Raw genomic sequence first — 13,306 nt, forward strand, 5'->3', positions numbered from 1 at the left:
TTTGATACAATATCTTTATTATATCACAAAGGGAAAAAATGGAAATTTTATTTGTCGGAAAAGAATGGAAATACAAACAGACTCTTAAAAATGAACTGTTTAAACACATAGATTACAACTCGGTAAAATATATTGACACGTTTGATATAGAATTTAAACCCTCCCAGGAAACGCTGATTGTTGCTAATAAAAAAACGTATCCTCTTGTAGCAAGAATACTTGCAAACCTTACAAACCAGCAGTTAGTGGTTAAAGACGATTTTTTAATTCCCGAACACGCCAAATACACCAAAAACAGCTTTTTAATTGATTATTTTTATCCTATAAACGTAATACTGCTTGAAGACAAAGTTCCAGAAATTTTTATCATCACCCCGGAATATGAAAGCATTAACATATTCAAATTCGACAAAGACACGGCTATAATGTTTTTGGATCCTATTTTCAACGCCCACAAACTAAACTATACTGTTATCGAAAACGAAGGCGGTTTTGTAGAAATCATAACCGAAACGTTGGAAGATATTGTAAAAAAAGAGATATTAAACGTTCTTCCGAGCGTTATTTTCGGGAATATTTTCGAACACATAGTAAACAACCTGCCGCCTAAAAAAATCACCTTTGCCGAAAGCTGCACGGGTGGACTGATTGCAAGCAGTCTTACTAAAATATCAGGATCAAGCAACTGCTTTGACGGAAGCGTCGTAACATATGCCAACAGAATCAAACACGAATGGCTGGGAGTCGAAGAATTGACACTTGAAAAATACGGAGCTGTGAGCGAACAGACGGTAAAAGAGATGCTCCTTGGAGCCATAGAAATCAGCAAGGCGGATTACGCACTTGCTGTCAGCGGCATAGCGGGACCTACAGGAGGAACTCCGGCAAAACCTGTCGGAACGGTATTTATAGGCGTGGCGGATCATAAACAGTTAAAAGTCGAAGAGTTTCATTTTAAGGGTGAGAGAAACTACGTACAGTACCAGGCAATGATGAATGCAATCAGAATGTTTATCAATTTCAGCGGTTTATATAGTAAAATTCCATAAAAAAGGTAATTTATGCCAAATCCAATCGAGAGAGTAAAAAAAGCAATTGAAGAGATACAAAAAGGCAATATTATTATTATGATAGACGACGAAGACAGGGAAAACGAAGGAGATTTAGTATATGCGGGTGTATTTTCCACTCCTGAAAAAGTAAATTTCCTGGCTAAAGAAGGCCGAGGGCTTATATGTGTCAGCATTACAAACGAAATTGCTAATTCGCTTGAACTTAAACCTATGGTGGATTCCAATAAGGAGAGTTTTTCCACGGCGTTTACAATCAGTGTGGACGCTAAAGAATGTACAACCGGAATCAGTGCGTTTGAAAGAGATCTTACCATTAAAAAACTTTCATCCCCTACAAGCAGACCGGATGATTTCGTAAAACCGGGACACATCTTCCCTCTTATCGCAAAAGAAGGGGGAGTGCTTGTCAGAACCGGTCATACGGAAGGAAGCGTGGATATATGTAAACTCGCAGGAGTATATCCGAGTGCAGTGATATGCGAAATAATGAATGAAGACGGCACAATGGCAAGAAGAAAAGACCTCGCCGATTTTGCTAAAAAACACAACCTTGCAGTCGTATATATTTCAGACATAGTCGAATACAGACTCCAGTTTGAAACGCTTATATCAAAAGAAAAAGAACAACCCCTTGAAATAGACGGCGTGAAATTTAAAAAAATTATTTTCAAGGACCATTTGGGTCACGAACACTACGTACTTGCTAACAACCCTAAAAACACTACAAACGTAAAGTTTTACAAAGTAACCAAAAACGTAGATTTCCTGCTTAACAGCGATATTTTAAAAGAATACGAAAAAGTGCTTGAATACATTAAATATAACGGCGGGGTGATTATATTTATAGATTCAAACTCAAAAGAAGCTGATAAAGAATACGGAATAGGCGCACAGATTCTAAAGGCGCTCGGAATCGAAAACCTTAATCTTTTCAGCAGACACAAAAACGAATTTAACGCCCTTAAGGGATTTGGAATAAACATAAACAAATATCTGGAGGTTTAATGAAAGCGATAATATTACTCAATATGGGAGGGGCAAGAAGCCCGGAAGAACTTAAAGAGTTTTTATACAATATGTTTAAAGACAAAAGAATAATATCTTCTCCGATAAGACACATTTTAGCTCCTCTTATTTCTAACCTCAGGTACAAAAAAGTATGGGAAAACTATGAAAGCATAGGGGGAAGCAGAATATATGAACTGACAGGGAAACTGTGTGAAAATATGAAAAAACACACCGATAAGGGCGTAATTTATGCAATGCGCTATACAAAACCCCATCTTAAAGAAGTTATCGGCAAATACGATGAAGTTACTCTTATTCCGCTTTATCCGCACTATTCTTTTACAACATACGAAAGCTCATTAGATGAACTGAAAGAAACTAAGTATACAGGCAAAGTAAATATAGTAAAACCGTTTTTTGAAGATGAAAGGTTTAATGAAATCATAACCGAAAACATACTAAATTCCGTCAAAAATCCTGATGAATGGCACCTGATATTCTCCGCCCACGGTCTTCCGAAAAAGATGATTGAAAGAGGAGACAAATACCAGTCTCACATAGAAAAACATGTAGATCTTCTAAAAGAAAAACTTCCAAATTTCAAATCAGTAAACCTCGCATACCAGTCAAGATTCGGATTTGCCGAGTGGCTCAAACCCTATCTTCACGAAGAACTTGAAAAATACAAAAACGAAAAAGTTTTAATCTACCCTATTTCATTTATGATCGACAACAGTGAAACGGATCTGGAACTGAAAGTGGAATATAAACATCTGGCCGATGAAATCGGAATAAAAGAGTATAAAGTCGTAGAATGCCCGAATGAAAGTGAAAAAGTGGCAAAATTTTTAGTGGAGCTTGCAAATGAAAGCAGTACTTCAGAGGATTAAACACTCGAGCGTAAGCGTTGAAGGGAAACTTATAAACGAAATAAATGAAGGTCTAAATGTTCTTATAGGATTTGAAAAAGACGACAATGATGAAAAACTTAAAAAAATGGCTAAAAAAATCGCCTCTTTAAGAATATTCGGTGAGAGGTTTGAAAAAAGCGTAACGGATATAAAAGGAGAAATCCTTTTAATCCCGAACTTCACCATACCGGCCATTACAAAAAAAGGCACAAGACCTAATTTTCAAAACTCAATGCCTCCCACACAGGCAAAAGAATTTTATGATAAAATGGTAAAAGAGTTAAATTGCTTAGTCCCAACAAAACCTGGTATATTCGGTGCTATGATGAAAGTCGAAATTATTAATGACGGGCCTGTGACAATCATTTTGGAGGTATAAAATGAAAAAATTTCTTTTTGCAGTATTATTTGCCGTATCTTTATTCGGATATAACATAAAAGAATTCGTAACATGTAAAGACGTACAAGACCTGACTCCGATAAACAAAACTGACACATTTACAACAAAGGATAAAAAGGTTTTCGCATTTGCTTATTTTACGGATATTAAGAAAAATTCTCTTATTGATTTTGTATGGGAAAAAAAAGTAGACGGAAAATGGAAATTATATGCAGATATTCAACTTCCTGTCTTTGCGGGAATAAGATGGAGAACATATTCAAACATAACAATAAGACCTTTTTTCAAAGGACAATGGAGAGTCAGTCTTGTTGACGGTAACACGACTATTGACACAAAAGAGTTTAAAATTATAGAAGACACCAACTCTTCTAATTGACTCTCTTTTAGTTATAAAATGTTTATTTCAGTGTCAGACGCTAATTAGTTAAATAAAATAAAAAAGAAGAAGTGGATTATTCCACTTCAGCATCGATAACGTCGTCGTCACCGCCTTTATTTTGATCGTTTTGGGTGTTTTGCTGAGCACCAGCATTTTGTTGCATATTTTGTGCAACTTTTTGCATTTCAGCTGTAATTTCATTTTTAAGGCTGTCAATTTTAGCTTTATCTTCACTTTGCTGCTCAATAAGCTCTTTAGCTTCTTTGATTTTAGCTTCAAGTGCACTTACGTCGCCTAATTTATCTTTATTGTCGTTAATAAATTTCTCAGCCTGATATGCTACAGCGTCAAGCTCGTTTCTTGCTTTAATAGCTTCGATTCTAGCTTTTTCTTTTCTGTTAGCTTCTTCAGCTTCTCTAACCATTCTTTCGATTTCTTCTTCGCTTAGAGTTGAGCTTCCTGTAATTGTAATTTTTTGCTCTTTACCGCTTGTTTTATCTTTAGCACTTACATTAAGTACACCGTTTGCGTCGATGTCGAATGTAACTTCGATTTGAGGTACTCCTCTTGGTGCCGGCGGAATTCCTTCAAGGTTGAACTGTCCAAGTGATTTATTGTCTTTTGCAAGTTCCGCTTCACCTTGTAATACGTGAATTGTAACCGCTGTCTGGTTGTCTTCAGCAGTACTGAACACCTGTGATTTCTTAACAGGTATAGTTGTACCTTTTTCAATAATTTTAGTCATAACCCCACCGAGTGTTTCAATACCAAGGCTAAGCGGTGTTACGTCAAGTAATAATACATCTTTAACGTCACCTTTCAATACACCAGCCTGAATTGCCGCACCAAGTGCTACAACTTCGTCAGGGTTAACTGATTTATTTAGTTTTTTACCGTTAAAGTAATTGCTTACAAGCTCTTGTACTTTAGGGATTCTTGTTGAACCACCAACCATTACGATTTCATCTATTTCGTCTTTGCTTAATCCCGCATCGTTTAATGCAGTATCAATATGTTTTAATGTTTCTTGTAATAAATCGTCAATCATTGCTTCAAATTTTGCTCTTGTTAATTTTTTAACAAGGTGTTTTGGTCCGCTTGCGTCAGCTGTAATGAACGGCAGGTTAATTTCAGTCTCTTCTTTTGTTGATAATTCTTTTTTAGCCTGCTCTGCTGCGTCTTTTAATCTTTGAAGCGCCATTTTATCCTGGCTTAAATCGATTCCTGTTTCAGCTTTAAATTCACTGATTAACCAGTCAACGATTCTGTTGTCAAAGTCGTCCCCACCAAGGAATGCGTTACCGTCAGTTGAAAGTACCTGGAATGTACCGTCACCGATTTCAAGCACAGTTACGTCGAATGTACCACCACCAAGGTCGTATACTAGGATTTTTTCTTCACCTTTTTTATCAAGTCCGTATGCAAGCGCCGCCGCTGTCGGTTCGTTGATAATTCTTAGTACATTAAGTCCTGCAATTTTACCGGCTTCCTGAGTCGCTTTTCTTTGGCTGTCGTTGAAATATGCAGGTACTGTAATTACCGCTTCAGTTACTTCTTCACCAAAGAACTCTTCAGCGTCTTTTTTAAGTTTCATTAAGATTTTTGCACTGATTTCCTGCGGAGTGTATACTTTTCCGTCCACTTCTACTGCACATGCTCCGTTTTTGTCAACGATTTTATACTGTACGTGTTTTTTAGCTTCCTGAGCTTTAGGCTCGTTGCACATCATACCCATAATTCTTTTTACAGAATAGATTGTTCTTTCAGGGTTTGTAATCGCCTGTCTTTTTGCAGGTTCACCTACTAAAATTTCACCTTTGTCAGTGAACGCCACAACTGATGGAGTAGTGTTTCTACCTTCTTTATTAGCAATGATTCTCGCATCTTTACCATCATAGTATGCCATTGCTGAGTTTGTTGTACCTAAGTCAATTCCTATTACTTTTCCCATTATTTCCTCCTTAAAGTTTATTTTTTATTTATTGTTACCATTGACGGTCTTATAACTCTGCCTTTTAGAGTATATCCTTTTTGATAGATATCCACTATCTGACCGTCTTCATGTTCGTCGCTTTGAACCTGTTGAATCGCCTGATGAATTTCCGGGTTAAATTCATCATGTTCAACCGGCTCTATACCGTGGTTTTTAAACGTATCAAGCAGCTTTTTCAGTGTAAGTTCCACACCTTCAAGAAGCTTGTCAAAAGCTTCTGCTTTATCTTCTATATCACCAGAATGCGCAATCGCAAGTTCAAGTGAATCAACCACCGGCAACAGATCTTTTGCAAATTTTTCATATGCATATTCTATTGCACTGTCTGCTTCTTTTTGAAGAAGCTTTTTATCATTTTCGCATTTAGCGTAAGCCCTTAAAGCTTCGTCAAGCTTTGCCTGAAGCTCTTCATTTTGTTTTTGCAGAGCTTCTACATCAACCTGAATCTCTTTTTCTTCATGTTTTTCATGATGTTTATCATGGTGCTTTTTTTTGCTCATTTATTCCCCTCCTTTCACGGGTTTGGTTACTTCGAAAAAATCCGTATAAATATTTCCTATTAACAGTATATGTTTATACTGTTTATGTTCATTTTGAATAGTTCTGAATACAAGGTATTCATTAATAAAACTTATCCCTTTAGGAAACAGGTCGAATTTATAACCTTCAAATATACTGGAATCAATATTTTGTTTATATATAAACTGTTTATTAAAAGACTGATATTTGTAAAGGCTTTTTAATTTTTTATATTCTTTTTCCAGTCCTAAATGTAAAAGATATTTTTTAAGTTCATCTAAAAGCATACCTTTTACAGACTGAAAAAAAGTATATAAATTATTGTCAAATTTAAATACAACCTCATCTTTTTCAAATTCTAAAATTATAAATTTATTATTAAGATTGTATACGTCAACAAGCAACTGGTTTTCAAACATCTCAATCATAACGTATATATCTAATTCTTCAGAGACATTCTCAAGATCACTGGTGTCAATTGTACGATCTTTTAAATTTTTACGCCAAAATGTTTTCATTGCCTTAACACTCGGATACGAACCGCTCGAAAAATGCTCTTTTCTTACCAGTTCGTTTTCTTCGAGTTTTTTCAGATAACTTCTAATACTCGAAGCCGAAAAAGGCAAATTCGCTATTTCTTTTAATTTAGTTGAGCTAAGAGGCTCACTTTTATTTAAGTAAACCTGTATTAACTGATTTAAAACTAACTCAACTTTTTCGTTCATTTTGGCACTCTTTTTTGTTTTTTGACAGTGAGATTATACAACATTAAAAATAAAATGTCAAGTTTTTTAATTGTTTTTTTTAAAAAACTTGAGCGTATATGACTAAATCTTTTCATAAAAGCGTAATATCGAGATAAACATGGCTGTTACCGCAGGTCCTATAATAATACCCCAAAGTCCAAAAGATGAAAGTCCCGCTACAATTGAGAAGAATATCAGAAGTGAATTAAGCTCCGTATCAGCTTCAAATGTTTTTTTCACAAACTCTATAATCATCGGTTTTACAAAAGTATCAGCTACTATAGAAATAACTACAATTGAATATAATGCAACCACTATAGCTCCTGTGGTATTACCTACGGAATATAAATATAAACTTACCGGTCCCCACATAATAACTCCCCCTATAACGGGAATTAATGATGAAAATGCATACATTATTGTAAAGAAAAAGAAATTAAACCCGTAAAATTTAGCTATTATCCCAAATAATATCCCTTCTAAAATAGCAGTAAAAACGGTAGAATAAAAAACAACACTCATAACTTCGCTGGTACCAAAAAATAGTTTTTCCAGCTGATTTTCTTCAAGCGGGATTATTTTTTTAAAAAAATTCATAATCTCTTTTCCATATAAAGTGGCAAAAAAGAAAAAAATTACAATTAAAAAAGCGTCTTTAATAAACACTGCGCTTTTTGCAGTCAATGTTCCCACTATAGGCGCTATAGTATTGTATATTTGAGCAATATTGTCAGGATTAATATATTCATGAACCCTGTTTGCAATAAAATCAGGAAAATATTTCAATAAATCCTGAGCTTTCAATATTATGTTTTTTACGTCTTCAATATTAATATGTGATATAAATTTCCCTGCAGTTACAACAAAATATAATATCGGACCGAAAATCAGAACTGCAAATATTAATGTAACTATGCTTGAAGAAATATATTTATTGTTAATACGGCTGTTTATTAAAACGCTCACTTTACCAAAAGCAATCGCCATCAATGAAGCTATAGCGATATCTAAAAGATACGGCTTGTATGTAAGATATACAAAATATCCTACAACTATAGTCAGAAATGTTAAAAATTTCATTATTTTTTCCTTAAAAAAGACTCCCCGGAGGAAATCTTAATATTTCATATGCTTTTCTTGTAGCTATCCTGCCTTTGGGTGTTTTTTCTATAAACCCGTTTGCAAGCAAAAACGGTTCTATAACCTCTTCAATAGTTCCCTCGTCTTCGCTTAATGCCGCCGCGATTGTCGAAAGTCCCAAAGGTTTTTTCGCATCGGCAAGAAGTGTTAAAAACTTAATATCAAGTTCGTCAAAACCGTGTTCGTTGATTCCCAGTTCATCAAGAGCGTATTTGGTTGTATTATGCGTAATTGTTTTTTCATCTTTTATTTCAGAAAAATCCCTTACCCTTTTAAGCAGTCTTAGGGCAATTCTAGGGGTCCCTCTTGAGCGTTTTGCTATTTCGATAGCCGCATCGGGTACGATATCTTTATCTAATTTATGACTTGCAAGCCGTATAATTTCAGCCAGTTCTTCATGATTGTAAAAATTCAGTCTGAAACTCATTCCGAACCTGTCACGAAGAGGATTAGAAAGCATACCCGCTCTAGTTGTCGCACCTATAAGGGTAAATTTCGCAACATCGAGTTTAATAGTCTGGGCTGCAGGACCGCTTCCGATTACGATATCCAACCTAAAATCTTCCATCGCGGAATAAAGCACCTCTTCGATTGCCGCTTTTAATCTGTGTATTTCGTCAATAAATAAAATATCCCCGTCTTCTAGGTTCGTTAGAATCGCAGCCAAATCGCCGGACTTTTCAAGCATAGGAGCCGAAATTGTTTTAAGAGAGCTTCCCATTTCATTTGCTATTATGTTTGCCAATGTTGTTTTACCTAGTCCCGGAGGTCCGAAAAACAGAATATGATCCAAAGAATCGCCTCGTTTTTTTGCAGCTTCTATAAAAACCTTAAGATTTTTTTTAATCTGCTCCTGACCGATATATTCTTCAAGATTCTGAGGCCTTAAAGATTTCTCATAAGCCTCGTCGAAACTGACCTTTTCTACTTCAACAATTCTCATTAATATATTTCCTCTTCGCCTGGGAATCTTCCGTTGTTTACATCATCTACGTATTTTTTTACGGCATTTCTTACAAGCTCCGCACCGTTTAAATAGCGACGTACGAATTTCGGTTTAAAGTCTTCAAAAAATCCAAGCATATCACTCCATACCAGCACCTGCCCGGTTGTATATCTTCCTGCACCTATTCCTATAGTAGGTATTTTCACGCTTTCGGTAATCTCACGCGCCACGTCTTCTTTTACGCCTTCTATTACCAGCATTACCGCCCCGGCTTCTTCTATAGCTTTGGCATCTTCAAGGAGTTTTTTTCTTGAATCTTCATCTTTTCCTTTTACAATATATCCGCCTTCGCTTCGGCTAAACTGCGGCATAAGCCCGATATGCCCCACTACCGCAATTGCGTTGTCAGTTAAAAGCTTAACATGCTCGGCTTTTTCTGCACCGCCTTCAAGCTTTACGGCATCGGCTTTTGTCTCTTTGTAAATTCTTACGGCGTTTTCAAGAGCTTTTTGAGGTGTTATATAACTTCCAAACGGCATATCACATACGATATACGCTTTTTTTGCTCCGTTACATACGGCACGGGTATGGTATATCATCTGATCTACAGTAGCATTTAAAGTATCGCTTTCTCCTAAAAAGCTCATATTTAAACTGTCGCCTACCAAAATAATATCAGCAATATCATCAAAAATTTTCGCAAATAACGCATCATATGCCGTAATCATTGTAAGTTTTTCTTTTTTATAAAGCTTGTTTAGCGTATTTTTCATTCGCTTCCTTTGCTATAATTTCATAAACTTAATTATACCAAAGGTTTGGCATGAAAAAATTAATTGCATATATAACAACCGGCTATCCCGATAAAAATTTTACCGTCGATCTGATTTATTCATTAAAAGAAAACGGTGTTGACGGAATCGAACTTGGACTTCCTTTTTCTGACCCCGTTGCAGACGGCCCTATTATTCAAGAAGTAAACAAAAGAGCTCTTGAAAAGGGTTACAAAATTCAAGACACCTTCTATGTAAGTGAACAAATAGCAAAAAACCTTGACACCTACTGGATGGGATACTTTAACAACTTCTATCACAAAGGCTATGACTTTATGACTCAAAAAGCAGAAGAATACGGAGTTAAAGGTTTTATAATTCCTGATTTACCCTATGAAGAAGCAGTAATTTACGAAGACAAATTCCCTTTAATCTCATTCGTCGCCCCGACAGACAGCAAAGAAAGAATTAAACAAATTTTAAAAAACCCTAAAGAATTTATATATATGGTAGCCTATGCCGGTATAACCGGTGCGGAAAAACAGGAAGATTTGAGCGAAATCATAAAAACTATAAAAGAAATTACAGACACACCGTTATATATCGGCTTCGGTGTAAACGAAAAAACTGCACGAGAAAAATCTCAAGGCGTTGACGGAGTTATTGTCGGAAGCGCATTTGTAAAAGTTCTGCTTGAAGATATCAGCAATTCCGAAAAAATAAAAAAAATATCTTCAATAGCAAAGACCATCAAAGAAGAAATCAATATTTAATCTTCTACTCTTTTTATTATTCCTTTATTTTAATTAAAAATTAATAAACATCTGGCAAAATTCTGCTTAGTTTTTATTAAATAATAAATATTTTCCAAAAAAAAATATATTTAATAGATTTTTAATACTTTAAAAGAAAGTGTTACGGTGAAACCAGATATTAATAAACAGATTTTGATTACGGTAATTATTATTATCATTACTATACTGTTTTTTGCATTTACAAATGTAGATGAAAAAATCCAAAATATATTTTATAATTTTCATACACATTCATGGATTTTAAACAGAGATGCACAGCCTTGGAAGTTTATTTTTTACGACGGCATAAAAAAATTATTAATACTTGTTGCTATCGGATTTTTAATCGCACTGTTCATTCCAAAATTCAAACCTTATAAAAAAGGCATTTTGATTGTGATTTTATCTGCTATTGCAGTTCCTGTGTTTATCGCCTTTTTAAAAAAAGAAACTAATATGCCGTGCCCTAAAAATAGAATAGAATACGGTGGAGTATATCCAAAAACATATGTATGGCAACACTATCCCAAAAATTTTCATAAACCTAAAATCAAATGCTGGCCGGCAGGCCATGCAAGTGGCGGCTTTGCACTGCTTAGCCTCTTTTTTTTATTTGAAAACAGAAGAAACAAATTTTTAGCACTAATACTGGGATTAAGTGTAGGATGGGCAATGGGACTGTACAAAATGTTAATCGGAGATCATTTTTTAAGCCATACTATTTTAACAATGGAGTTTGCCTGGCTTTTAATTTTAATTATTGCCAAAATAGTCCATAAATTTTATAAAACGCCGGAATTTGTCAATAAAGATTAGTAAAATAATACAATATTAATATCTTAAAGTTTTCTTAAACAAATCTTGATTTTTTAAGGAAAATTTGATATTATTACAACAGTCATTCGCGGGTGGTTCTTAATGAGAATCTCCCGGGGATGACATGGATTTCGACAGGGGTAGAAAGCCCTAAGCTGCACGCGCGCCTGGGTAAGCGCTAAAACGGCCCAAAAAAAATAAACGCAGCAAATAATACAAATTACAGCCCAGCAGTAGCTAGAGCTGCTGCTTAATTAAGTAGTTTCGGGCGCCTCTCTCCACTAAGGCCTTCCGCCGCCTTGGAGAGAGAGTAAAGTGCGGATAGGAAGTTCTCCTTCGGGTGTGGGAGAACATCCGAAACAATAACACCCCTCAACTCCGTCAAGGCTTTGTCCGCTGAGCCTGGAGTTGCAGTATAATCAACGGACTAAGCGTGTAGACGCTTAGGGTACTCTACTTCTGGACTGGGGTTCGATTCCCCACATCTCCACCATTCAAATAATAGTGTCAGACACTATAAATATAAGCAATTTCTTTCTATTTTTTATTTACTTATTTGTTATAATTTTTTAAAAAAGGAGAAATGGATGAAAAAGAAAATCGGGGGATTTTTAATTATTGCATTCTTATTAAGCGGCTGTAATTTAAACTTTAATTCTTCTAAAAAACCAGGAGTGATTTGTGATGACAAAGACGCAATTACATTGGCAGAAGAAATTTTAAATCAAGACATATTGAATCAGGACATCAAAAACAAAGATATTTCACCATTGAAAATTGATCCGGAAAATATTGTGATTTGGGATTATAAAAGCGGAAGATATCTGTGTAAAGCAAAAGTTACAGGAAAAGTATTAAATAAAAATTTTTCTACATTTTTATGGACAGGCAGTGATTACGGAATATATGAAAAAAACAAAACTTTAACCGGTTGGATATACTATCAGACATATATGACCACATCAGAAGAAAAAAAAGCAAAAGAAAACAAACCGTTTTCTTTTTACGTACAAATAATACCTAATAAAAATATAAAGGAATGGTAATGAATTTCATAGAAGGCAAAATTGCGTTAATTACGGGAGCCACCTCAGGAATAGGCAAAGCAACGGCAAAAGCGTTAAACGACATGGGTGTAAATCTGATTTTAACCGGAAGAGATGAAAAAAAACTCAATGAACTAAAAAACACCCTTGAAGTACAGACTCTTACATTTGCTTTTGACGTGAGGGATAAAGAATCCGTAACAAATACAATCGAAAAAATATTACAAATAACGCACATAGATATTCTTATTAACAACGCCGGGCTGGCTTTGGGGCTTGAACCAATCGATGAAGGAAATCTTGAAGACTGGGACACGATGATTGACACAAACATCAAAGGAGTCCTTTACGTAACAAAACCGATATTCAGACACATGAAAGAAAGAAATGAAGGGCATATAGTAAATTTAGGCTCCGTCGCGGGTAAAACTGCATACCCAGGCGGTAATGTATACTGCGCTACAAAAGCGGCACTACATTCTCTGAATGACAGTATGAATATTGATGCATACGGAACAAATATAAAAGTCACAAACATTGCACCCGGAGCGGTTGAAACTGAATTTTCAAACGTAAGATTTAAAGGTGACAAGAAAAAGGCAAAAAAAGTTTATGAAGGATTTACGCCTTTAAGCGCTGAGGATATTGCAAATACAATAATATGTGCATTAAATACTCCGCCTCACGTAAACATTCAATATATCGACATAATGCCTACAAATCAGAGAAATCCGTATATGTTGTACAGGGAATCTTAAA

General features: G+C 35.3%; 15 protein-coding genes and 1 other RNA gene. 10 read left to right on the forward strand and 6 right to left on the reverse strand.

Annotation, left to right across the window (positions count from 1 at the left end; genetic code table 11):
* Positions 1-38 precede the first annotated feature (38 nt).
* Genes ACZ5EP_RS04035 through ACZ5EP_RS04055 form a run of 5 tightly spaced genes read left to right on the forward strand, consistent with a single transcriptional unit; the run spans position 39 to position 3,771 of the window.
* Positions 39-1,049, forward strand: a complete 1,011-nt coding sequence (locus ACZ5EP_RS04035) for a CinA family protein (protein ID WP_464509550.1) — start codon at positions 39-41, stop codon at positions 1,047-1,049.
* A gap of 12 nt (positions 1,050-1,061) precedes the next feature.
* Positions 1,062-2,078, forward strand: a complete 1,017-nt coding sequence (locus ACZ5EP_RS04040; protein WP_464509551.1) for a bifunctional 3,4-dihydroxy-2-butanone 4-phosphate synthase/GTP cyclohydrolase II — start codon at positions 1,062-1,064, stop codon at positions 2,076-2,078.
* Positions 2,078-2,971, forward strand: a complete 894-nt coding sequence (gene hemH, locus ACZ5EP_RS04045) for a ferrochelatase (protein ID WP_464509552.1) — start codon at positions 2,078-2,080, stop codon at positions 2,969-2,971. The genes ACZ5EP_RS04040 and hemH overlap by 1 nt, the downstream gene beginning before the upstream one ends.
* The gene (dtd, locus tag ACZ5EP_RS04050; protein ID WP_464509553.1) at positions 2,946-3,371 is read left to right on the forward strand and encodes a D-aminoacyl-tRNA deacylase; all 426 of its coding nucleotides are present in this window, start codon (positions 2,946-2,948) and stop codon (positions 3,369-3,371) included. The genes hemH and dtd overlap by 26 nt, the downstream gene beginning before the upstream one ends.
* A 1-nt stretch (position 3,372) precedes the next feature.
* A complete protein-coding gene (locus ACZ5EP_RS04055) occupies positions 3,373-3,771 on the forward strand; it encodes a DUF2914 domain-containing protein (protein WP_464509554.1) in 399 nt (132 codons plus the stop codon).
* 76 nt (positions 3,772-3,847) lie between these two features.
* On the opposite strand, the gene dnaK is transcribed toward ACZ5EP_RS04055, so the two are convergent.
* From dnaK to panB, 6 genes are all read right to left on the reverse strand, one after another.
* On the reverse strand, positions 3,848-5,725 hold the full coding sequence (dnaK, locus tag ACZ5EP_RS04060; protein WP_464509555.1) for a molecular chaperone DnaK: 1,878 nt from the start codon (positions 5,723-5,725) through the stop codon (positions 3,848-3,850).
* A gap of 17 nt (positions 5,726-5,742) precedes the next feature.
* A complete protein-coding gene (locus tag ACZ5EP_RS04065) occupies positions 5,743-6,267 on the reverse strand; it encodes a nucleotide exchange factor GrpE (RefSeq protein WP_464509556.1) in 525 nt (174 codons plus the stop codon).
* A complete protein-coding gene (locus ACZ5EP_RS04070) occupies positions 6,268-7,011 on the reverse strand; it encodes a hypothetical protein (RefSeq protein WP_464509558.1) in 744 nt (247 codons plus the stop codon).
* A gap of 102 nt (positions 7,012-7,113) precedes the next feature.
* On the reverse strand, positions 7,114-8,112 hold the full coding sequence (locus tag ACZ5EP_RS04075) for an AI-2E family transporter (RefSeq protein ID WP_464509559.1): 999 nt from the start codon (positions 8,110-8,112) through the stop codon (positions 7,114-7,116).
* Between the two features lie 10 nt (positions 8,113-8,122).
* Positions 8,123-9,115: a Holliday junction branch migration DNA helicase RuvB gene (ruvB, locus tag ACZ5EP_RS04080; protein ID WP_464509561.1), complete on the reverse strand. Its 993-nt coding sequence runs from the start codon at positions 9,113-9,115 to the stop codon at positions 8,123-8,125.
* Complete coding sequence (panB, locus tag ACZ5EP_RS04085; protein WP_464509562.1) at positions 9,115-9,891, reverse strand: 3-methyl-2-oxobutanoate hydroxymethyltransferase; 777 nt, start codon at positions 9,889-9,891, stop codon at positions 9,115-9,117. The genes ruvB and panB overlap by 1 nt, the downstream gene beginning before the upstream one ends.
* Before the next feature lie 50 nt (positions 9,892-9,941).
* On the opposite strand from panB, the gene trpA reads away from it, so the two are divergent.
* From trpA to ACZ5EP_RS04110, 5 genes are all read left to right on the forward strand, one after another.
* Positions 9,942-10,664, forward strand: coding sequence for a tryptophan synthase subunit alpha (trpA, locus tag ACZ5EP_RS04090; RefSeq protein ID WP_464509563.1), 723 nt, complete (start codon positions 9,942-9,944; stop codon positions 10,662-10,664).
* Positions 10,665-10,811: 147 nt separating this feature from the next.
* Positions 10,812-11,501 (forward strand): phosphatase PAP2 family protein, encoded by a 690-nt coding sequence (locus ACZ5EP_RS04095; RefSeq protein WP_464509564.1) that lies wholly within the window; start codon positions 10,812-10,814, stop codon positions 11,499-11,501.
* Between the two features lie 115 nt (positions 11,502-11,616).
* Positions 11,617-11,994: a transfer-messenger RNA gene (gene ssrA, locus ACZ5EP_RS04100) on the forward strand.
* 94 nt (positions 11,995-12,088) lie between these two features.
* Complete coding sequence (locus ACZ5EP_RS04105; RefSeq protein WP_127679911.1) at positions 12,089-12,547, forward strand: hypothetical protein; 459 nt, start codon at positions 12,089-12,091, stop codon at positions 12,545-12,547.
* Positions 12,547-13,305 (forward strand): SDR family NAD(P)-dependent oxidoreductase, encoded by a 759-nt coding sequence (locus ACZ5EP_RS04110; protein ID WP_464509565.1) that lies wholly within the window; start codon positions 12,547-12,549, stop codon positions 13,303-13,305. Before ACZ5EP_RS04105 ends, ACZ5EP_RS04110 begins: the two co-directional genes overlap by 1 nt.
* Position 13,306: the final 1 nt, after the last annotated feature.

This window comes from Nautilia abyssi (assembly GCF_055388085.1).